General features: G+C 51.1%; 22 protein-coding genes and 1 other annotated feature. Of the genes, 11 read left to right on the forward strand and 11 right to left on the reverse strand.

Going from position 1 to position 20,443, the window contains the following annotated elements; all coding sequences use genetic code 11:
• Positions 1-193: 193 nt before the first annotated feature.
• From clpB to rluD, 3 genes are all read right to left on the reverse strand, one after another.
• Positions 194-2,767, reverse strand: a complete 2,574-nt coding sequence (clpB, locus tag OGX90_RS02075) for an ATP-dependent chaperone ClpB (protein ID WP_020996274.1) — start codon at positions 2,765-2,767, stop codon at positions 194-196.
• A gap of 129 nt (positions 2,768-2,896) precedes the next feature.
• Positions 2,897-3,628 (reverse strand): purine nucleoside phosphorylase YfiH, encoded by a 732-nt coding sequence (gene yfiH / locus OGX90_RS02080; RefSeq protein ID WP_234691968.1) that lies wholly within the window; start codon positions 3,626-3,628, stop codon positions 2,897-2,899.
• On the reverse strand, positions 3,625-4,605 hold the full coding sequence (gene rluD / locus OGX90_RS02085) for a 23S rRNA pseudouridine(1911/1915/1917) synthase RluD (protein ID WP_003826464.1): 981 nt from the start codon (positions 4,603-4,605) through the stop codon (positions 3,625-3,627). The genes yfiH and rluD overlap by 4 nt, the downstream gene beginning before the upstream one ends.
• 131 nt (positions 4,606-4,736) lie before the next feature.
• Here rluD and bamD point away from each other — a divergent pair, with 131 nt between their 5' ends.
• The 4 genes from bamD (at position 4,737) to pheA (ending at position 7,493) form a co-directional block, all read left to right on the forward strand.
• Complete coding sequence (gene bamD, locus OGX90_RS02090) at positions 4,737-5,474, forward strand: outer membrane protein assembly factor BamD (RefSeq protein WP_048236503.1); 738 nt, start codon at positions 4,737-4,739, stop codon at positions 5,472-5,474.
• Between the two features lie 269 nt (positions 5,475-5,743).
• On the forward strand, positions 5,744-6,082 hold the full coding sequence (raiA, locus tag OGX90_RS02095; protein WP_003031244.1) for a ribosome-associated translation inhibitor RaiA: 339 nt from the start codon (positions 5,744-5,746) through the stop codon (positions 6,080-6,082).
• Between the two features lie 102 nt (positions 6,083-6,184).
• Positions 6,185-6,310, forward strand: a sequence feature (Phe leader region).
• Positions 6,186-6,233, forward strand: a complete 48-nt coding sequence (gene pheL, locus OGX90_RS02100) for a pheA operon leader peptide PheL (protein ID WP_100250063.1) — start codon at positions 6,186-6,188, stop codon at positions 6,231-6,233. It overlaps the preceding feature by 48 nt.
• 22 nt (positions 6,311-6,332) lie before the next feature.
• Complete coding sequence (gene pheA / locus OGX90_RS02105) at positions 6,333-7,493, forward strand: bifunctional chorismate mutase/prephenate dehydratase (RefSeq protein WP_048236504.1); 1,161 nt, start codon at positions 6,333-6,335, stop codon at positions 7,491-7,493.
• Positions 7,494-7,589: 96 nt separating this feature from the next.
• On the opposite strand, the gene tyrA is transcribed toward pheA, so the two are convergent.
• The gene (gene tyrA / locus OGX90_RS02110; protein ID WP_286623045.1) at positions 7,590-8,711 is read right to left on the reverse strand and encodes a bifunctional chorismate mutase/prephenate dehydrogenase; all 1,122 of its coding nucleotides are present in this window, start codon (positions 8,709-8,711) and stop codon (positions 7,590-7,592) included.
• A 10-nt stretch (positions 8,712-8,721) separates the two neighbouring features.
• Positions 8,722-9,792 carry a 3-deoxy-7-phosphoheptulonate synthase AroF gene (gene aroF / locus OGX90_RS02115; RefSeq protein WP_032944601.1) on the reverse strand — a complete coding sequence of 357 codons (1,071 nt, stop codon included), beginning with the start codon at positions 9,790-9,792 and terminating at the stop codon, positions 8,722-8,724.
• Positions 9,793-10,007: 215 nt separating this feature from the next.
• Between aroF and OGX90_RS02120 the strand changes: the two genes are divergently transcribed.
• From OGX90_RS02120 to OGX90_RS02135, 4 genes are all read left to right on the forward strand, one after another.
• Positions 10,008-10,382, forward strand: coding sequence for a DUF2799 domain-containing protein (locus tag OGX90_RS02120; protein WP_008785516.1), 375 nt, complete (start codon positions 10,008-10,010; stop codon positions 10,380-10,382).
• Positions 10,383-10,540: 158 nt separating this feature from the next.
• The gene (gene yfiR, locus OGX90_RS02125; RefSeq protein WP_003826451.1) at positions 10,541-11,059 is read left to right on the forward strand and encodes a regulatory sequestration protein YfiR; all 519 of its coding nucleotides are present in this window, start codon (positions 10,541-10,543) and stop codon (positions 11,057-11,059) included.
• The gene (dgcN, locus tag OGX90_RS02130; RefSeq protein WP_003826449.1) at positions 11,052-12,278 is read left to right on the forward strand and encodes a diguanylate cyclase DgcN/YfiN; all 1,227 of its coding nucleotides are present in this window, start codon (positions 11,052-11,054) and stop codon (positions 12,276-12,278) included. Before yfiR ends, dgcN begins: the two co-directional genes overlap by 8 nt.
• A gap of 12 nt (positions 12,279-12,290) precedes the next feature.
• Positions 12,291-12,773: an OmpA family protein gene (locus OGX90_RS02135; protein ID WP_032944605.1), complete on the forward strand. Its 483-nt coding sequence runs from the start codon at positions 12,291-12,293 to the stop codon at positions 12,771-12,773.
• 131 nt (positions 12,774-12,904) lie between these two features.
• Here OGX90_RS02135 and rplS read toward each other — a convergent pair whose 3' ends face one another.
• The 5 genes from rplS to ffh form a co-directional block, all read right to left on the reverse strand.
• The gene (gene rplS, locus OGX90_RS02140) at positions 12,905-13,252 is read right to left on the reverse strand and encodes a 50S ribosomal protein L19 (protein ID WP_002914145.1); all 348 of its coding nucleotides are present in this window, start codon (positions 13,250-13,252) and stop codon (positions 12,905-12,907) included.
• Between the two features lie 39 nt (positions 13,253-13,291).
• Positions 13,292-14,059: a tRNA (guanosine(37)-N1)-methyltransferase TrmD gene (gene trmD / locus OGX90_RS02145; RefSeq protein ID WP_003031232.1), complete on the reverse strand. Its 768-nt coding sequence runs from the start codon at positions 14,057-14,059 to the stop codon at positions 13,292-13,294.
• Positions 14,060-14,103: 44 nt separating this feature from the next.
• Positions 14,104-14,652, reverse strand: a complete 549-nt coding sequence (rimM, locus tag OGX90_RS02150; protein ID WP_003031230.1) for a ribosome maturation factor RimM — start codon at positions 14,650-14,652, stop codon at positions 14,104-14,106.
• 18 nt (positions 14,653-14,670) lie between these two features.
• Complete coding sequence (gene rpsP / locus OGX90_RS02155) at positions 14,671-14,919, reverse strand: 30S ribosomal protein S16 (RefSeq protein WP_003031228.1); 249 nt, start codon at positions 14,917-14,919, stop codon at positions 14,671-14,673.
• Positions 14,920-15,168: 249 nt separating this feature from the next.
• Complete coding sequence (gene ffh / locus OGX90_RS02160; RefSeq protein WP_003031226.1) at positions 15,169-16,530, reverse strand: signal recognition particle protein; 1,362 nt, start codon at positions 16,528-16,530, stop codon at positions 15,169-15,171.
• A gap of 165 nt (positions 16,531-16,695) precedes the next feature.
• Here ffh and OGX90_RS02165 point away from each other — a divergent pair, with 165 nt between their 5' ends.
• Entirely contained in the window at positions 16,696-17,487 is a 792-nt protein-coding gene (locus OGX90_RS02165; RefSeq protein WP_003031224.1) for a cytochrome C assembly family protein, read from the forward strand.
• An 18-nt stretch (positions 17,488-17,505) separates the two neighbouring features.
• Positions 17,506-18,795, forward strand: coding sequence for an HlyC/CorC family transporter (locus OGX90_RS02170; RefSeq protein ID WP_008785520.1), 1,290 nt, complete (start codon positions 17,506-17,508; stop codon positions 18,793-18,795).
• A gap of 49 nt (positions 18,796-18,844) precedes the next feature.
• On the opposite strand, the gene grpE is transcribed toward OGX90_RS02170, so the two are convergent.
• Positions 18,845-19,438, reverse strand: a complete 594-nt coding sequence (gene grpE, locus OGX90_RS02175) for a nucleotide exchange factor GrpE (protein ID WP_003826408.1) — start codon at positions 19,436-19,438, stop codon at positions 18,845-18,847.
• Positions 19,439-19,560: 122 nt separating this feature from the next.
• Here grpE and nadK point away from each other — a divergent pair, with 122 nt between their 5' ends.
• Positions 19,561-20,439 (forward strand): NAD(+) kinase, encoded by an 879-nt coding sequence (gene nadK / locus OGX90_RS02180; protein WP_003826406.1) that lies wholly within the window; start codon positions 19,561-19,563, stop codon positions 20,437-20,439.
• The last annotated feature ends 4 nt before the right edge of the window (positions 20,440-20,443 follow it).

Raw genomic sequence — 20,443 nt, forward strand, 5'->3', positions numbered from 1 at the left:
CCCCGCTGACCCGGCGGCTTGTAATCCGTTGTTCCGTGTCAGTGGAGGCGCATTATAGGGAGTTATTTCAGGCTGACAAGTTAAAAATATAAAAAACTTATCAAGCGATTACTTTTCAATCAATACGTTCATTTATGCCTGGATTTTATACAAAAACGAGCCCCGCAGGGCCCGTTTATTGTTGTTTTGTGACTTACTGCACTGCCACTATGCGATCGTCATTCACTTCCAGACGAATCGTTTTGCCCGGAATCAGTTCACCAGACAGAATTTGCTGCGCCAGCGGGTTTTCGATCTGCTGCTGGATAGCACGTTTCAATGGACGCGCGCCATACACCGGATCGTAACCATTCGCGCTCAGCAGTTTAAGCGCCTCGTCAGAAATATGGATTTCATAGCCACGCTCTTCCAGACGTTTGTACAGACGCTGCAACTGGATCTGAGCAATAGAAGCAATATGCTGCTCACCCAGCGGATGGAACACAACAACCTCATCTATACGGTTGATGAATTCCGGGCGGAAGTTGTGGCTCACGACGCCCAGCACCATATCTTTCATGTGACCGTAATCCAACTCGCCGAAGCGTTCCTGGATCAGATCGGACCCCAGGTTCGAGGTCATGATGACAACCGTATTACGGAAGTCGACCGTTCTCCCCTGTCCGTCAGTCAAACGACCATCGTCAAGCACCTGCAGCAGAATGTTGAACACATCCGGGTGTGCTTTCTCCACTTCATCCAACAAGATGACAGAGTACGGACGACGACGTACTGCTTCCGTCAGGTAACCCCCCTCTTCATAACCGACATATCCCGGAGGTGCCCCGACCAGACGAGACACCGAGTGTTTCTCCATAAACTCGGACATATCGATACGCACCATTGCATCGTCACTGTCGAACATAAAGTTTGCCAGCGCTTTGCACAGTTCGGTTTTACCGACACCGGTTGGACCAAGGAACAGGAATGAACCAATCGGACGATTCGGATCGGACAAGCCCGCTCGGCTACGACGGATGGCATTAGAAACGGCTTCCACCGCTTCGTTCTGACCAATCACGCGGCTGTGCAGCTCCTGCTCCATACGCAACAGTTTTTCTCGTTCGCCTTCCAGCATGCGAGCAACTGGGATCCCGGTCCAGCGCGCCAGCACCTCAGCAATTTCTGCATCCGTAACTTTATTACGCAGCAGACGCATGGTTTTGCCTTCAGACTGGGTGGCTGCTTCCAGCTGTTTTTCCAGTTCAGGAATTTTGCCGTACTGCAGTTCAGACATCCGCGCCAGGTCGCCAACGCGGCGCGCCTGTTCGATGGCGATTTTTGCCTGCTCCAGCTCAGCCTTGATAGTTTGCGTTCCCGAGAGGGAAGCTTTTTCAGCTTTCCACTCTTCCTCTAACTCAGAATACTGGCGTTCTTTGTCGTCCAGCTCTTCGTTGAGCATATCGAGACGTTTTTTACTTGCCTCATCAGACTCTTTCATTAATGCCTGCTGTTCCAGTTTGAGCTGGATAATACGGCGGTCGAGTCTGTCGAGTTCCTCCGGCTTGGAGTCAATCTGCATACGAATGCTGGATGCCGCTTCGTCAATAAGGTCGATAGCTTTATCCGGCAACTGACGATCGGCAATATAGCGGTGAGACAGCGTAGCTGCCGCAACAATCGCCGGGTCAGTAATCTGCACATGATGGTGCAGTTCATAACGTTCTTTCAGGCCACGCAAGATTGCGATGGTGTCTTCCACTGAAGGTTCAGCCACAAACACTTTCTGGAAACGACGTTCCAGCGCCGCATCTTTTTCGATGTACTGGCGATACTCATCAAGCGTTGTTGCGCCTACGCAGTGCAGTTCCCCGCGAGCCAGTGCTGGTTTCAGCATGTTCCCGGCGTCCATTGCGCCATCGGCTTTACCCGCCCCAACCATGGTATGCAATTCGTCGATAAACAGAATGACGTTGCCTTCCTGTTTCGAGAGATCGTTCAGCACACCTTTTAAACGTTCTTCGAACTCACCACGATATTTGGCCCCAGCAACCAGCGCGCCCATATCCAGCGCCAGTACACGACGGCCTTTTAAGCCTTCCGGCACTTCACCATTGATGATGCGTTGGGCCAGCCCTTCAACGATGGCGGTTTTACCGACACCGGGTTCACCGATTAACACCGGGTTATTTTTAGTACGACGTTGCAGCACCTGAATGGTACGGCGAATTTCTTCATCACGGCCGATGACCGGATCGAGTTTGCCCTGTTCGGCACGTTCGGTCAGATCGACGGTATATTTTTTCAAGGCCTGACGTTGGTCTTCAGCCCCCTGGTCATTCACGCTTTCACCTCCACGCATTTGTTCAATTGCCTGAGTGATATTGGCGGTCGTCGCGCCTGCTGATTTTAATAAGTCGGTCAGCGTACCGCGTGACTCAAGCGCCGCCAGAACGAACAGTTCTGACGAAATAAAGTTGTCCCCACGTTTTTGCGCCAGCTTGTCGCAAAGATTCAGTACACGCACCAGTTCCTGAGAAGGCTGCACATCGCCACCGGTACCTTCTACCTGTGGCAAACGGCTCAACGCCTGGTCAATGGCTGTACGTAACTGGCCAGCATTAATGCCAGCAGACGTTAATAAAGGACGTACCGATCCCCCTTCCTGATTCAGCAAGGCGCTCATTAGATGAAGTGGTTCGATGAATTGATTGTCGTGCCCCAATGCGAGTGACTGGGCATCGGCAAGAGCAAGCTGGAATTTATTAGTAAGACGATCCAGACGCATAACTCCTCCCATAACAGGTCAAAATTGCTACTGGAGATTAAATGAGGTCATCCCTCAATTATTCAAGGTGAATGACCTGAATTATGTGAAAAGAAAATTACACGTACCGGATCGTCTTGATTCTTTAGGTTATATCAGCCAAATAAAACTTGCCATACGACCCGTGGTATTGTCGCGACGATAAGAGAAGAACGTCTCACTTTCGCTGAAGGTGCAACGGTCGCCGCCGTGGATGTTCTCTACCCCGACACTGGACAGACGCTGGCGCGCAAGCTGGTAGATATCCGCCAGATACTTATCGCTGCGCGGTACAAATGCAAGGTCCGCTTGCGGATCTTTCGTCATGAACGCCTCGCGGACTTCTGGTCCAACTTCAAACGCGTTTGGACCTATCGCCGGGCCTAGCCAGGCAATAATGTTTTCAGGTTTGTCGGCAAAACACGCCACCGTCTCTTCCAGCACGCCGGCGCATAATCCGCGCCAACCCGCATGGGCCGCAGCAACTTCCGTTCCGGCACGATTGCAAAACAACACCGGCAAACAATCAGCGGTCATCACCGCACACACGGTACCCGGCGTGTTGCTGTACGACGCATCTGCGCGTTTGCAGGCGTAAGGCTCGCCGGTCAGTTTCAGGACATCCTTACCGTGGACCTGCTCCAGCCAGACTGGCTTTGACGGCAGATTGCCCGCAGCAAACAGTCGTTTGCGGTTCTCTTCAACATGCTCCGGGTTATCGCCGCAATGGGCGCCCAGATTCAGCGAATCGTAAGGCGGCATACTGACTCCGCCAATACGAGTAGAACTACACGCCGCGACACCTTGCGGTATCGGCCACTGCGGGACAATTAGCTTACTCATAGCCAGGCAATATCATCCTTATGTTCTTCGAAATCAGCGCGCATCACTTCAATCAACTGCACCATATCTTGTGGGATCGGCGCATGCCATTCCATTTCGATACCGGAAATCGGGTGATACAAACGCAGCATGGTCGCGTGCAACGCTTGACGGTCGAACTTACGCAGTACGGAGATAAATTCGTCAGAAGCGCCTTTCGGTGGACGTGGACGACCGCCGTAAACCTGATCGCCCACCAGCGGATGAGTGATATGTGCCATGTGCACGCGGATCTGGTGCGTACGTCCGGTTTCCAGACGCAACCGCAGACGCGTGTGCACACGGAAGTGTTCCATAATGCGATAGTGCGTTACCGCCGGTTTCCCCATTGGGTGTACCGCCATGTGCGTACGCTTGGTCGGGTGACGGCTAATCGGTTCCTCAACGGTTCCGCCAGCAGTCATGTGACCAATTGCCACGGCTTCGTACTCACGGGTAATTTCGCGCAGCTGCAACGACTCCACTAAACGTGTTTGCGCCGGAACCGTTTTTGCCACCACCATTAATCCGGTCGTGTCTTTATCCAGACGGTGCACGATACCTGCACGAGGAACATCCGCGATTGGCGGGTAGTAATGCAGTAACGCATTCAATACCGTACCATCGGGATTCCCGGCGCCCGGATGCACTACAAGGTCACGGGGTTTGTTGATGACAAGAATGTCGTCATCTTCATAAACGATATCCAGTGGGATATCCTGAGGTTCAAAACGAACCTCTTCATCAATTTCTGCATTGATGGAGACACGCTCTCCACCCAGCACTTTTTCTTTCGGTTTATCGCAAAGTTGGTCATTTACCAGTACGCGCTGGTCGAGGATCCATTCTTTTATGCGCGATCGCGAATAATCAGGGAACAATTCGGCCAAAGCCTGATCTAAGCGTTGACCGAGCTGATTTTCGGAGACTGTTGCGGTGAGTTCTACTCGTTGTGCCATAAACTGCTTCTTCGTTTAACGTTGGGTTTTACGGCTTTGCCGTTTAATATAGTGTGCTATTGTAGCTGGTCTTAACCGGGAGCAGGAACAGAGAATCTCCCGTATTACATTTTGAGGAAAGTCAAAACGTCATGACGCGCATGAAATATCTGGTGGCAGCAGCCACGTTGAGCCTGTTTTTGGCGGGTTGCTCTGGTTCAAAGGAAGAGGTGCCCGATAATCCGCCAAATGAAATCTACGCGACTGCTCAGCAAAAGCTGCAGGACGGTAACTGGAAACAGGCAATAACGCAATTGGAAGCGTTGGATAACCGTTATCCATTTGGACCGTATTCTCAGCAGGTGCAATTAGATCTCATCTACGCCTACTACAAAAACGCCGATCTGCCACTTGCTCAGGCTGCCATCGATCGTTTTATCCGTCTTAACCCGACACACCCTAACATTGATTATGTCATGTATATGCGTGGCCTGACCAATATGGCGTTGGATGATAGCGCACTGCAAGGATTCTTTGGTGTTGATCGTAGCGATCGCGATCCGCAACATGCCCGAGCTGCGTTTAATGACTTTTCCAAACTGGTGCGTGGGTATCCGAATAGCCAGTACACCACTGACGCCACCAAACGTCTGGTGTTCCTGAAAGACCGCCTGGCGAAGTATGAATACTCCGTTGCAGAATACTACACTGCCCGCGGCGCATGGGTTGCCGTGGTAAACCGTGTGGAAGGCATGCTGCGCGACTACCCGGATACCCAGGCAACACGTAATGCCCTGCCGTTGATGGAAAACGCTTATCGCCAGATGCAGATGAATGCGCAGGCTGAAAAAGTCGCGAAAATCATTGCCGCCAACAACAGCAATACCTGATTTGCCTCAGAATGCAAAACGGCAGCCCAAGGGCTGCCGTTTTTTTATCCGTTAACGCCACAACTGAAGCGATTTAGCTCCAACGCATCCCATCAAATATGGCCTGCTTTCAGGTATTCCTCAAGTAAAAAATCGCCTGTTCCTGCGGTGCCTCACAAAAAGGTTTTCTTGACAAAAAGCGACAAAATAATGTGATTTAGATCACACATTTTGACATTAGGAACGGTATGCTGGAATCACCAAGACGGGAAAGACAAGAGGTAAAATTTATGACAATGAACATTACCAGTAAACAAATGGAAATTACTCCGGCAATTCGCCAGCATGTCGCAGACCGTCTCGCCAAACTAGAAAAATGGCAAACTCATCTGATTAATCCACATATCATTCTGTCTAAGGAGCCACAGGGTTTCATTGCTGATGCCACCATCAATACACCGAACGGACATCTGGTCGCCAGCGCAAAACACGAGGATATGTACACCGCAATTAACGATTTGATCAACAAGCTGGAACGGCAGCTCAATAAAGTGCAGCACAAAGGCGAAGCCCGTCGTGCAACAACTTCAGTCAAAGACGCCAACTTCGTCGAAGCAGAAGAAGAGTAGTCCCTTACATTGAGTGTATCGCCAACGCGCCTTCGGGCGCGTTTTTTGTTGACAGGGTGAAAACAGTACGGGTACTTTACTGACGTAGCCAAAGGAAAATTACATGAAACTTGTCCCGTTCTTCTTCGCATTCTTTTTTACCTTCCCCTGAATGGGAGGCGTTTCGTCGTGTGATAAAGAATGCGAAGACGAACAATAAGGCCTCCCCACACGGGAGGCCTTTTTTATTGATAACAAGAAAGGCAACACTATGACATCGGAAAACCCATTGCTGGCGCTGCGCGATAAGATCAGCACGCTGGATGAAAAATTACTGGCCCTGCTGGCTGAGCGACGTGGACTGGCCGTAGAAGTTGGTAAAGCCAAACTGCTTTCGCATCGTCCGGTTCGTGATATCGATCGTGAACGTGACCTTTTGGACCGACTCATTCAGCTTGGCAAAACACATCATCTTGATGCTCACTACATTACTCGCCTGTTCCAGCTCATAATCGAAGATTCCGTCCTGACTCAACAGGCTCTGCTCCAGCAGCACCTGAACAAAATTAACCCACACTCCGCGCGCGTGGCCTTCCTTGGGCCAAAAGGGTCATATTCCCATCTCGCCGCACGTCAGTACGCCGCTCGCCATTTTGAACAATTTATTGAAAGCGGCTGCGCAAAATTTGCCGATATCTTTAATCAGGTCGAAACCGGACAGGCTGACTATGCTGTGGTACCGATTGAAAACACCAGCTCAGGTGGGATTAACGACGTTTACGACCTGCTGCAGCACACCAGCCTGTCTATCGTTGGCGAGATGACCATTACGATAGACCACTGTGTACTGGTGTCTGGCACGACGGATCTTGAGACCATTGAAACGGTATATAGCCATCCGCAGCCGTTCCAGCAGTGCAGCAAGTTCCTGAATCGCTACCCGCACTGGAAGATTGAGTACACTGAAAGCACCTCTGCGGCGATGGAAAAAGTTGCGCAGGCTAACTCACCGCGCGTGGCGGCCCTGGGGAGCGAAGCCGGAGGCGTACTGTATGGATTGCAGGTTCTCGAGCATATTGAGGCTAACCAGTCGCAAAACATCACCCGCTTCGTGGTGTTGGCACGCAAAGCAATCAATGTTTCCGATCAGGTTCCGGCAAAAACAACCCTGTTGATGGCGACGGGGCAACAAGCCGGTGCGCTGGTTGAGGCGCTGCTGGTGCTGCGTAACCATAATCTGATTATGACTAAACTGGAGTCACGCCCGATTCACGGCAATCCGTGGGAAGAGATGTTTTATCTTGATATCCAGGCCAACCTGGAATCGCCCCAGATGCAAAAAGCATTGAAAGAGCTGGGTGAGATTACGCGTTCGATGAAAGTACTGGGATGCTATCCAAGTGAGAACGTGGTGCCAGTCGATCCGAGCTAACGTTTGGCAATGCCGGATGGCGCTACGCTTATCCGGCCTACGGTTCATACGATTTTTGAAGGCCGGATAAGGCGAAGCCGCCATCCGGCATCTTAATTAAGGACGGCTGTCATTCGCCTGACGTAACAAAGTACGGCTTTCACTCTGGAAGCGTTTCGCATAATCGCCAAACCAGTGCTCCACCTTACGGAAGCTGTCAATAAACGCTTGCTTATCTCCCTGCTCCAGCAAACCGATCGCCTCGCCAAAACGTTGGTAGTAGCGTTTAATCAGCGCAAGGTTGCTCTCAGACGACATAATAATATCGGCATAGAGCTGCGGATCCTGGGCAAACAGACGGCCAACCATCGCCAGTTCAAGGCGGTAAATCGGCGAAGAGAGCGCCAGCAGCTGCTCCAGTTGAACGTTCTCTTCCGCTAAATGCAGACCGTAAGCAAAGGTCGCAAAGTGACGCAGTGCCTGAATAAACGCCATGTTCTGGTCATGTTCAACGGCGCTGATCCGATGCAGTCGCGCACCCCATACCTGAATCTGTTCCAGAAACCACTGATAAGCTTCCGGCTGACGTCCGTCACACCAAACGACGACCTGCTTGGCCAGACTGCCGCTGTCCGGACCAAACATTGGGTGTAACCCCACCACCGGGCCATCATGTGCAGCCAGCATCGCCTGTAAAGGACCATTTTTCACCGAAGCCAGATCCACCAGGATGCAGTCAGACGGCAGACGCGGTAGTTTGGCGATCACCTCCTCGGTGACGTGGATCGGCACGCTGACGATCACCATGCCGGCATCAGAGACGATCTCCGGCGCGCGATCCCAGTCCTGCTGTTCCAGGATCCGCACCTGGTAACCTGACAGGGTGAGCATTTTTTCAAACAGACGCCCCATCTGACCGCCGCCGCCGACAATCACCACCGGCCGCAGAGAAGGACAAAGCGTTTTAAACCCTTTGTCGTTCTCACTGGAGTAGGACTCACGCATAACGCGGCGTAGCACATCTTCAATCAGGTCCGGCGGCACACCCAGGGCTTCAGCTTCCGCCCGGCGAGAGGCCAGCATAGAGGCTTCCCGTTCCGGCACGTAGATCGGCAGCCCAAAGCGGCTTTTTACTTCACCTACTTCGGCAACCAGCTCCAGGCGGCGTGCCAGTAAATCCAGCAGCGCCTTGTCGACTTCATCAATTTGATCGCGTAATGCGGTCAATTCAGCAACCATAACCAACCTCTTATGCTACACGCGCCGACAGCTGGCCGCTTAAATCCTGGCTAATTTCACGCAGCAGCGCATCCGTCATTTCCCAACTAATGCAGGCGTCAGTTACGGATACGCCGTATTTCATTTCGCTGCGCGGCTGTTCGGAAGACTGGTTGCCTTCGTGAATATTACTTTCAATCATCAAGCCAATGATTGAGCGATTGCCATCTTTGATTTGTGCAATCACGGATTCAGCCACGGCAGGCTGACGGCGGTAATCTTTATTGGAATTACCATGACTGCAATCTACCATCAGAGAAGGTCGTAGTCCCGCCTGCTCCATCTCTTTTTCGCACTGGGCGACATCTGCCGGGCTGTAGTTCGGCGCTTTACCTCCGCGCAAGATCACGTGACCGTCCGGATTCCCCTGTGTTTGCAGCAGTGCAACCTGCCCGGCCTGGTTAATACCGACAAAGCGGTGCGACTGCGCGGCCGCGCGCATGGCGTTAATGGCGGTCGCCAGGCTACCGTCGGTACCATTCTTAAAGCCAACCGGCATCGAAAGACCGGAAGCCATTTCACGGTGAGTCTGCGATTCCGTAGTACGGGCACCGATTGCGGACCAGCTAAACAGATCGCCCAGGTATTGCGGGCTATTTGGATCCAGCGCTTCAGTTGCCAGCGGCAGTCCCATATTTACCAGTTCAAGCAGCAGCTGACGCGCAATTTTCAGACCTGCTTCAACATCAAAAGAGCCATCCATATGAGGATCGTTAATTAACCCTTTCCAGCCGACAGTGGTACGGGGTTTTTCAAAATAGACGCGCATCACCAGGTAGAGGCTATCGCTGACCTCTGCGGCAAGGGCTTTAAATCGACGAGCATACTCAATCGCCATTTCAGGATCGTGAATGGAGCATGGGCCACATACGACCAGCAGGCGCGGATCGCGACCGGAGATAATATCTGAGATGGTTTTACGCGACTGGGCGATTTGCGCCTCTTGCTCCTGGCTCAGCGGAAATTCAGCTTTCAGCTGCTCCGGAGTCATCAGAACCTGTTCGTCGGTAATATGTACGTTGTTCAGCGCGTCTTTTTGCATGATGGTGATCCTGTTTAGCTCGTTTGCGATAGTTGATCCTCAGCGAGGAGGAAATAACGATATCACAACAGGTAAAGATTTCAATCCACAATCCGTAAATTTTAATTTACATGGTGTTATTTTAAGGCAAAAACAGCCCTTATGAGTGTACATTTAAATTTACACCACCAAGTTTTCAGATCCACTATGCTTAAAAAAACGAAGGAGCACAGGCAATGAAGCAACTCATCAGCATCTTGTTTCTATTACTTCTTAGCGGATGTCAGATAGACCCCTACACCCATGCCCCTACCTGGACTGGTACCGACTGGTACGACGCCGGGATACAAGATGCCATTTCGGGTTATGCCGTTAAAGATAATGAAACGCTTGCCGACAACTACAATGACCCCGACGTCGATCGTACGGAATACCTTAAGGGTTACGCCGAGGGGCAACGTAAAACCTGCCAGCAGGATTTTGTTTATGCCAGAGGCCTGACCGGGAAAACTTTTCCGCCCAGTTGCGATACTGTCGAAAATGTTGACCAGTTACACAGCGCCTGGCAGCAAGGGGCAAACGAGGGCGCTGCCTCGATAAGGTTAAATTAAACAATGGTTTATATTTTATAAACCATTAAGATTTAACTTAAATCACCAATAGCATTATCCCAGGAATAATGACGGCTTAGGAAAATAATGTTATTTTGTTGCAAACAATCTTGAATGTATTTCGACGTTTTACAGCAAACGCTGGTAGGTAACTATTCATGAGCTATTCTTACCGACTCATACTTCTACTGGCACTGCTCCTGACCGGATTACCGCTGTATGCCCAAAGCGTTACGGAAGAAGCAAAATCGGTACGCGCTATGGTTTCCGGCATCGTCAGTTATACACGCTGGCCTGCACTTTCCGGGCCCCCAAAACTGTGTATTTTCTCTTCATCGCGTTTTTCCAGTGTCCTGAAAGATACCAGTGCAGGCGCATTACCCTATCTTCCCGTCATCATCCGTACGGAACAAGAAATATTAGTTTCGCAGTGTGACGGTTTTTATTTTGGAAAAGAATCCCCTACTTATCAGGTGGAGTTAAAGAATAAATATCCAACTAAGGCATTGTTATTAATTGCTGAACAGAACCCCGAATGCGTTATTGGCAGCGCCTTTTGCCTCATAATTAAAGACGAAGATGTGAGATTTTCCGTAAATATGGATTCCCTTTCACGCAGCGGCGTAAGGGTCAGTCCAGACGTATTGATGCTTGCACGGAATAATAAGCATGGATAAGGGCCATTCTCCCATAGCACGCCCGACGTTTAAGCGAACATTACGGCGTATCAGCATAATCAGCGTTCTGGTAACCATGATGCTGATCTGGCTGCTGCTCAGCATTTCTTCCGTGCTGGCATTAAGACAGTATGCGCAAAAGAATCTGGATCTGACTGCCGCTACCATGACCCGTACGCTCGAAGCTGCATTAGTCTTTTCTGATAGTGTTGCAGCAACTGAAACGCTGGCGGCACTGGGTCAGCAGGGGCAATTTTCCGTTGCAGAAGTTCGTAATAAAAACCAGAAGGTGATCGCCACCTGGCGCTATAACGCGCAGGATACCACTGAAAAGATTAGCGGGATGATCAGCCACTGGCTGTTCCCACAACCGGTCACTCAGCCGATTTTGCACAATGGCAACGTCATCGGCGAAGTACGATTGACTGCGCGCGATAGCGTTATTAGTCATTTCATCTATTTGTCGCTGGCCGTCCTTACCGGGTGCATTCTGTTGGCATCCGGTATTGCATTAATGCTCACTCGCTATTTACACAATGGCGTTGTGGATGCACTGCAAAACATTACCGAGGTGGTACATGATGTTCGTACCAACCGTAACTTTTCACGGCGCGTATCAGAGGAACGCATTGAAGAGTTTCATCTCTTTGCCCTGGACTTTAATAGTCTGCTGGACGAGATGGAGGAGTGGCAACTTAAACTGCAGGCAAAAAACGCTCAGCTTTTGCGTACTGCACTACATGATCCTCTGACGGGTCTGGCAAATCGCGCCGCATTTCGCAGCAGCATAAATGCCCTAATGAATGATGATGCCGCCCACAGCAGCTCGGCATTGTTATTCCTTGATGGCGACAATTTTAAATTTATTAATGATACCTGGGGCCACGCAGCGGGGGATCGGGTCCTGATTGAAGTCGCAAAAAGGTTATCCGAGTTTGGGGGGAGTCGCCATTACCCATACAGACTTGGCGGCGATGAGTTCGCCATGGTGCTGTATAGCGTTCATTCTGAATATGAGGTTCAGCGGATCTGCGCGGCACTGTCACAAGAGTTTAACCGACCTTTTGACCTGCATAATGGTCATCTGGCAAGCATGACGCTCAGCATTGGGTTTGCGCTGACGTGGGAACATGCCTCTGCCGAAAAATTACAAGAACTTGCCGATCAAAATATGTATCAGGCTAAACATTTGCGTTCTGAACGCATTATTAAAAAATAAGGAATTACACACATGCTAAAACGTTTATTATCCCCGTTTCTTCTGCTTTTACTGATTCTGGCTGGCTGTCAGGCACCTCAGGGAAAATTTACCCCAGAGCAAATTGCAGCCATGAAATCATACGGATTTACTGAAGCATCAGGAGACTGGTCTCTCGGCCTGTCTGACACCATCCTGTTTGACAAAAATGACTATAAACTCCGTCCTGAAAGTGAAAAACAGATCAAGGAAATGGCATCCAAACTGGCAGCTACCGGGCTAAATCATGCTCGCCTGGATGGTCATACTGATAACTACGGTGAAGACAGCTATAACGAAGCTCTGTCACTCAAACGAGCTAATGTCGTTGCCGATGCCTGGGCTCAGGGCGCTAATATACCCCGCAGCAACCTGACGACTCAGGGACTCGGGAAGAAATATCCCATTGCCAGCAACCAGACATCAAAAGGTCGCGCTGAAAACCGCCGCGTGGCGGTCGTGATCACGACACCATAATCGTCCCCCAACTGGCTGCGCGCCGCGCAGTCCTTCCATTGCCATAAAGAACAAAAGAGTAAACGTCGGGATAAAAAAAGGGCCAGCCTTTCGGCCAGCCCTTTTCTAACAGGATGTCGCTTGCGCGAATCTTAGTTAAGACGCTCTTTGATACGAGCAGACTTACCAGTGCGCTCACGCAGGTAGTACAGTTTAGCTTTACGAACAGCACCACGACGTTTAACAGCAATGCTGTCAACTACCGGAGAGTGAGTCTGGAAGACACGCTCAACGCCTTCGCCGTTGGAAATTTTACGAACAGTGAATGCAGAGTGCAGACCGCGGTTACGAATAGCGATAACCACGCCCTCGAATGCCTGCAGACGTTTTTTGGAACCTTCAACAACCCATACTTTCACTTCCACGGTATCACCCGGACGGAAGGAAGGTACGTCCTGCTTCATCTGTTCTTGTTCAAGTTGCTTAATAATGTTGCTCATAATTTAATCTCTTATCCTGGGTAAACTGATATTGGGGGCTTACGCCTGCCCATCATGTTTATGTTGCTGTTGTGCGTGTTCCTTTTTGAACTCCGCCAGCAACCTTGCTTGCTCTTCAGTCAGAGCCAGGTTTTCCAGAAGTTCAGGTCTTCTAAGCCAGGTCCGGCCCAGCGACTGCTTCAAACGCCAGCGACGTATCTCAGCGTGGTTCCCCGACAGTAACACCGCCGGTACTTCCATCTGCTCTAACACTTCAGGTCGGGTATAGTGCGGGCAATCCAGCAACCCATCAGCAAACGAATCTTCGATTGCCGAAGCTTCATGACCCAGTACCCCCGGAATAAACCGGGACACGGAGTCGATCAGCGTCATTGCTGGTAACTCACCACCGCTGAGTACGTAATCGCCGATTGACCATTCTTCGTCAATTTCGGTTTGAATCACGCGCTCATCTATTCCTTCATAGCGACCACATACCAGAATCAGCTTTTGATTCGTGGCCAGTTCGCTAACGCCCGCTTGATCAAGCTTGCGTCCCTGAGGTGACAGATAAATCACCTTTGCGCCTTCACCAGCCGCAGCTTTTGCTGCATGAATGGCGTCCCGTAAAGGTTGCACCATCATTAACATCCCCGGTCCGCCGCCGTAAGGACGATCGTCCACGGTACGGTGCCGGTCATGAGTAAAGTCACGAGGACTCCAACTCTGGATGTTCAGCAGGCCATTTTTTACTGCCCGGCCAGTTACCCCGTAATCGGTAATTGCGCGGAACATTTCTGGAAACAGGCTAACGATACCTATAAACACAAGCCAATCCCCATAACGCCGACTTTTACCGTTTATCCGGTGGTTTAAAAACCAGGATCCCAATCTACTTCGATAGTACGAGTAGCGAGATCGACTTTCTTGATAACCTGCCCATCGAGGAACGGCACAAGACGTTCCTTGATACCAAACGCATCTTTCAGGTTTGCCTTGATGACGATGACGTCATTCGAACCGGTTTCCATCATATCGACGACTTTACCGAGATCGTAGCCTTCAGTAGTCACTACCTGGCAGCCCATAAGGTCTTTCCAGTAGTAGGAACCATCTTCCAGCGCTGGCAACTGCGAGGAATCCACGACAATTTCGCAATTAGTCAGTAGATTCGCCGAATCACGATCGTCAACGCCTTTCAGCTTGATGATCAGATCCTGATTGTGGTGCTTCCAGCTTTCCAGCTGTACTTGCTGCCACTGACCCGCCTTCTGGATAAACCAGGGCTGATAGTCAAAAATGCTTTCGGCGTCTTCAGTGGAAGAAAACACTCTGAGCCAACCACGGATACCGTAAGAAGACCCCATTTTCCCCAAAACGATGGGTTCCACAGGAGCCTGTGCGGCGAGTTGCTTGCTCATCATGACCACCGTGACAGATTAAGCTGCTTTGTTTGCTGCTTTGATCAGCGTAGCTACGCGATCAGAAATAGTCGCGCCCTGGCCAACCCAGTGAGCGATGCGATCCAGATCCAGGCGAGTGCCTTCTTCTTTTTCGCTAGCGATTGGGTTAAAGAAGCCAACGCGCTCGATGAAGCGACCGTTGCGTGCATTACGGCTGTCGGTAACAACAACCTGGTAGAACGGACGCTTTTTAGCGCCGTGACGAGCTAAACGAATAGTAACCATAACATCCTCTTGTGTGAATAAAACACCCAGGCCCCATCGAGGAACGGAGCCCGGGTGTCATATTAAAAGCCCGAAAATTTTACTGATTTCTGGGGAAAATGCAATCAGCAGTTGATAACTCTGCTATAAAAGGCCGTTGGCGGTGCCATCAGTTCGGTGCCGGCGTGCGCGCAGCCACCGGAGCGTACACGCAGTACGTGAGGATGGCGAGCACACCCCGGTGCCGAAATGGCAAACAAGCCAGGCCGATTAGCGGCCTGGGAATCCTGGGGGCATCATCCCCTTCATACCACGCATCATCTTCGCCATTCCGCCCTTCTTCATTTTCTTCATCATGCGCTGCATGTCGTCGAACTGTTTCAGAAGGCGGTTTACGTCCTGTACCTGCATACCGCAACCGGCAGCGATACGGCGTTTACGGGAACCTTTGATAATTTCCGGCTTAGCGCGTTCTTTCATCGTCATCGAGTTGATGATGGCTTCCATACGCACCAGCACTTTATCGTCCATCTGCGATTTCACATTGTCAGGGATCTGACCCATGCCCGGCAGCTTGCCCATCAGGCTTGCCATACCGCCCATGTTTTTCATCTGGTTAAGCTGTTCAAGGAAATCGTTGAGATCGAAGCCATCGCCTTTTTTCAGCTTGCTGGCTAATTTTTCTGCCTGTGCGCGGTCAACCTTGCTTTCGATATCTTCGATCAGCGACAGCACGTCGCCCATGCCGAGAATGCGCGAAGCAATCCTGTCCGGATGGAACGGCTCCAGTGCTTCGGTTTTCTCGCCGACGCCGAGGAATTTAATCGGCTTACCGGTAATATGACGAATAGAGAGCGCCGCACCGCCACGGGCATCACCATCAACTTTTGTCAGCACTACGCCGGTTAACGGCAGCGCTTCGTTAAAGGCTTTTGCGGTATTCGCGGCATCTTGACCGGTCATGGCGTCGACCACAAACAGCGTTTCTACCGGCTTGATAGAAGCGTGGACCTGTTTGATTTCGTCCATCATCGCTTCGTCAACGTGCAGACGACCGGCGGTATCCACCAGCAGCACGTCGTAGAATTTGAGTTTGGCTTCTTTCAGCGCGGCGTTAACGATATCGACCGGCTTCTGGCCGACATCCGACGGGAAGAAATCGACACCGACCTGCTCGGCCAGCGTTTCCAGCTGTTTGATCGCCGCCGGGCGATAAACGTCCGCGGAGACCACCAGCACTTTCTTCTTGTGCTTCTCGCGCAGGAATTTACCCAACTTACCGACGCTGGTCGTTTTACCCGCACCCTGCAGGCCCGCCATCAGCACCACGGCTGGCGGCTGTGCAGCCAGATTCAGGGTCTGGTTTTCTTCGCCCATTGCCGCAACCAGTTCGTTACGGACAATCTTGACGAACTCCTGACCCGGCGTCAGGCTTTTGTTAACTTCATGACCAACCGCTTTCTCTTTTACGCGATTGATAAACTCACGCACTACCGGCAGCGCTACGTCAGCCTCCAGCAGCGCCATGCGCACTTCGCGCAGCGTCTCTTTAACGTTGTCTTCAGTAAGGCGTCCACGGCCACTGATATTGCGCAGCGTGCGCGACAAACGATCGGTTAAATTATCAAACATTGTCTCTCGCCTGGGGTGGAAACGGTCGGTCGCGACAGCGACACATCAACAGAAATTTGTCGCAGTATAACATGAAGCCGCCTTTGTTGTTATGCAACGGTTGGAGCAGCGGTCACGTAACGCTATACTGCTTTTCTTTATCACTGGCCAACTGTCGACACCTATATGCCCGTTTTTGCTCTGCTCGCCCTTGTCGCCTACTCAGTCAGCCTCGCGCTGATTATTCCCGCTCTGCTGCAAAAAAACAGCGGCTGGCGGCGTATGGCTATTCTCTCTGCGGTCGTTGCGCTGGTAAGCCATGCTATCGCCCTGGAAGCGCGTATCCTACCCGGCGGTGAAAGCGGACAAAACCTGAGTCTGTTGAACGTCGGCTCGCTGGTAAGCCTGATGATCTGTACGGTAATGACTATCGTCGCTTCCCGCAATCGTGGCTGGCTATTGCTGCCCATTGTCTACGCCTTTGCGCTGATAAACCTGGCCTTCGCCACATTTATGCCTAACGAGTTCATCACCCATCTCGAAGCTACGCCAGGCATGATGATTCACATCGGGCTATCACTGTTCGCTTACGCCACGCTGATTATCGCCGCGCTCTACGCGCTACAGTTGGCATGGATCGATTACCAACTGAAAAACAAAAAACTGGCCTTCAGCAATGAGATGCCGCCACTGATGAGTATTGAGCGGAAGATGTTTCATATCACCCAAATTGGCGTGGTTCTGCTGACGCTCACCCTGTGCACTGGCCTGTTTTACATGCATAACCTGTTCAGTACCGAGAACATTGATAAAGCCGTTCTCTCTATCGTGGCATGGTTTGTCTATATCGTTCTGTTGTGGGGACATTACCATGAAGGTTGGCGCGGACGTCGCGTCGTATGGTTTAACGTCGCAGGCGCTGGCATTCTGACGCTGGCCTATTTCGGCAGCCGTATCCTGCAGCAGTTCGTGAGTTAAATCTTTAAGGAACCCTACGTGGAACACATCTCCACCACCACGCTCATTATCACGCTCCTCATCATGGTGGTCATTTCCGCCTATTTTTCCGGTTCTGAAACCGGAATGATGACCCTGAATCGCTACCGCCTACGCCATCGGGCCAAACAGGGAAATCGCCAGGCAAAACGCGTTGAAAAGTTACTTCGCAAGCCGGATCGCCTGATAAGCCTGGTGCTCATCGGTAATAATCTGGTGAATATTCTGGCCTCCGCACTCGGCACCATTGTCGGTATGCGCCTGTATGGCGATGCTGGCGTCGCCATTGCCACCGGGGTACTGACGTTTGTGGTGCTGGTTTTTGCCGAAGTGCTGCCAAAGACGATTGCCGCGCTATATCCGGAAAAAGTTGCCTATCCGAGCAGCGTCCTGCTGGCTCCGCTGCAGATTCTGATGATGCCGTTAGTATGGCTACTCAACACCATTACGCGGCTTCTGATGCGCATGATGGGCATCAAAACGGATATCGTAGTGAGCGGTTCGCTGAGTAAAGATGAACTGCGAACGCTGGTGAATGAATCGCGCTCGCAAATCTCACGCCGTAACCAGGATATGCTGCTGTCAGTGCTGGACCTGGAAAAAGTCAGCGTCGATGACATCATGATCCCGCGTAATGAAATCATCGGCATTGATATTAACGATGACTGGAAATCAATCGTGCGTCAGCTTTCGCACTCCCCGCACGGTCGTATTGTGCTGTATCGCGACTCGCTCGACGATGCCATCAGTATGCTGCGCGTACGTGAAGCCTGGCGATTGATGGCCGAGAAAAAAGAGTTCACCAAAGAGACCATGTTACGCGCCGCCGACGAAATTTATTACGTTCCGGAAGGCACACCACTCAGCACCCAGCTCATTAAATTTCAGCGCAATAAGAAGAAAGTGGGCCTGGTCGTTAATGAATATGGCGATATTCAAGGACTGGTTACGGTCGAGGATATTCTGGAAGAGATTGTTGGTGACTTCACGACCTCAATGTCACCGACGCTTGCCGAAGAAGTCACGCCGCAGAATGACGGTTCGGTGATCATTGACGGTAGCGCCAACGTTCGTGAAATCAATAAGGCGTTTAACTGGCACCTGCCGGAAGATGACGCTCGTACCGTGAACGGTATTATTCTTGAAGCGCTGGAAGAGATCCCGGTTGCTGGCACACGTGTGCGTATTGGGCAGTACGATATCGATATTCTCGACGTGCAGGATAATATGATTAAACAGGTGCAGGTGTTGCCCGTCAAACCGCTGCGGGAAAGCGTATCGGACCAGTGAGAGTAATCCAGACCGGGTAGCGCATCAGCATTACCCGGTCTGAGGCTGATTAGCCTTTGGCTTTCGCCACAGAGACCATCGCCGCACGGATGGTACGTCCGTTCAGGGTATAGCCTTTCTGCATAACCATCAGCACATTACCGGCAGCAACGTCGTCAGACTCTACCATTGCAATCGCCTGGTGCACGTTCGGGTCCATCGGCACGTCGATATCCGCAACTACCTGTACGCCGAACTTCGCCACAACATCCAGCATTGACTTACGAGTCAGCTCAATACCTTCGACCATAGCCGCCATAGCGTCATTGTCTTTGTCCGCAACTTCCAGCGCACGGTCCAGGCTATCCAGCACCGGCAGCAGTTCGTTGACGAATTTTTCCAGTGCAAACTTATGCGCTTTTTCTACGTCCAGTTCGGTACGACGACGCAGGTTTTCCATTTCCGCTTTGATACGCAACACGCTGTCGCGCTCGCGCGTTTCGGCTTCAGCAAGCTGAGCTTCCAGATTCGCAATTTTTTCATCGCGCGGATCCACCTGCTCAGCAGAAGCGTCTGGTTCAACCGCCTCAACTTCTTCGTGCTGATCCATGATAATTTCTTCCGGGGCTTGCCCCTCAGGCGTTTTCTGTTCTTTACTACTCATGAATTTCTCCGCGTTTTTTTCGCATTCATCTCGCTAACTTGGCTTATTATGGGGATCAGATTCAGGGATTCAAGGGAAGTACTCACATTGTCACTAATCTTCGTTACAAGGACCTCGAGAAAATGAACAAACATTTCAAGTGTATTGGCATTGTGGGGCATCCACGTCACCCCACTGCACTGACCACACATGAAATGCTCTACCGTTGGCTGTGCGCCAAAGGTTATGAGGTTATCGTTGAGCAACAAATCGCCCACGAGCTGCAGCTGAAAAATGTGAAAACCGGTACGCTTGCAGAGATTGGCCAGCAGGCAGACCTCGCCGTAGTAGTCGGCGGCGACGGCAATATGCTGGGCGCCGCACGCACCCTGGCACGTTATGACATCAAGGTTATTGGCATTAACCGCGGTAATCTTGGTTTTCTGACCGACCTTGACCCAGACAATGCCCACCAACAGTTAGCTGACGTGCTGGAAGGCCACTACATCAGCGAAAAGCGCTTTTTACTTGAAGCCCAAGTGTGCCAACAGGATTGCCAAAAGCGCATTAGCACTGCGATCAATGAAGTTGTGTTGCACCCCGGAAAAGTGGCGCACATGATTGAATTTGAAGTCTATATCGATGAAATTTTTGCCTTCTCCCAGCGTTCGGACGGCTTGATTATTTCCACACCGACCGGCTCTACCGCCTACTCGCTCTCTGCCGGAGGTCCGATCCTGACGCCTTCACTGGATGCTATTACGCTGGTCCCGATGTTCCCGCATACGCTTTCCGCACGACCGCTGGTGATCAACAGTAGCAGCACCATTCGCCTGCGCTTCTCTCATCGCCGAAACGATCTGGAAATCAGTTGCGACAGCCAGATCGCCCTGCCTATACAGGAAGGTGAAGACGTATTAATTCGCCGCTGTGATTATCATCTGAACCTGATACACCCAAAAGATTACAGCTATTTCAATACATTAAGCACTAAACTAGGCTGGTCAAAAAAATTATTTTAATTTA

This window comes from Citrobacter sp. Cpo012, assembly GCF_030333015.1.
Classification (GTDB): domain Bacteria; phylum Pseudomonadota; class Gammaproteobacteria; order Enterobacterales; family Enterobacteriaceae; genus Citrobacter; species Citrobacter portucalensis.

Coding starts and splice junctions, on each gene's coding strand:
- clpB (WP_020996274.1), bottom strand. CDS start 2,767: ATGCGTCTGGATCGTCTTACTAATAAATTCCAGCTTGCTCTTGCCGAT.
- yfiH (WP_234691968.1), bottom strand. CDS start 3,628: ATGAGTAAGCTAATTGTCCCGCAGTGGCCGATACCGCAAGGTGTCGCG.
- rluD (WP_003826464.1), bottom strand. CDS start 4,605: ATGGCACAACGAGTAGAACTCACCGCAACAGTCTCCGAAAATCAGCTC.
- bamD (WP_048236503.1), top strand. CDS start 4,737: ATGACGCGCATGAAATATCTGGTGGCAGCAGCCACGTTGAGCCTGTTT.
- raiA (WP_003031244.1), top strand. CDS start 5,744: ATGACAATGAACATTACCAGTAAACAAATGGAAATTACTCCGGCAATT.
- pheA (WP_048236504.1), top strand. CDS start 6,333: ATGACATCGGAAAACCCATTGCTGGCGCTGCGCGATAAGATCAGCACG.
- tyrA (WP_286623045.1), bottom strand. CDS start 8,711: ATGGTTGCTGAATTGACCGCATTACGCGATCAAATTGATGAAGTCGAC.
- aroF (WP_032944601.1), bottom strand. CDS start 9,792: ATGCAAAAAGACGCGCTGAACAACGTACATATTACCGACGAACAGGTT.
- OGX90_RS02120 (WP_008785516.1), top strand. CDS start 10,008: ATGAAGCAACTCATCAGCATCTTGTTTCTATTACTTCTTAGCGGATGT.
- yfiR (WP_003826451.1), top strand. CDS start 10,541: ATGAGCTATTCTTACCGACTCATACTTCTACTGGCACTGCTCCTGACC.
- dgcN (WP_003826449.1), top strand. CDS start 11,052: ATGGATAAGGGCCATTCTCCCATAGCACGCCCGACGTTTAAGCGAACA.
- OGX90_RS02135 (WP_032944605.1), top strand. CDS start 12,291: ATGCTAAAACGTTTATTATCCCCGTTTCTTCTGCTTTTACTGATTCTG.
- rplS (WP_002914145.1), bottom strand. CDS start 13,252: ATGAGCAACATTATTAAGCAACTTGAACAAGAACAGATGAAGCAGGAC.
- rimM (WP_003031230.1), bottom strand. CDS start 14,652: ATGAGCAAGCAACTCGCCGCACAGGCTCCTGTGGAACCCATCGTTTTG.
- rpsP (WP_003031228.1), bottom strand. CDS start 14,919: ATGGTTACTATTCGTTTAGCTCGTCACGGCGCTAAAAAGCGTCCGTTC.
- ffh (WP_003031226.1), bottom strand. CDS start 16,530: ATGTTTGATAATTTAACCGATCGTTTGTCGCGCACGCTGCGCAATATC.
- OGX90_RS02165 (WP_003031224.1), top strand. CDS start 16,696: ATGCCCGTTTTTGCTCTGCTCGCCCTTGTCGCCTACTCAGTCAGCCTC.
- grpE (WP_003826408.1), bottom strand. CDS start 19,438: ATGAGTAGTAAAGAACAGAAAACGCCTGAGGGGCAAGCCCCGGAAGAA.
- nadK (WP_003826406.1), top strand. CDS start 19,561: ATGAACAAACATTTCAAGTGTATTGGCATTGTGGGGCATCCACGTCAC.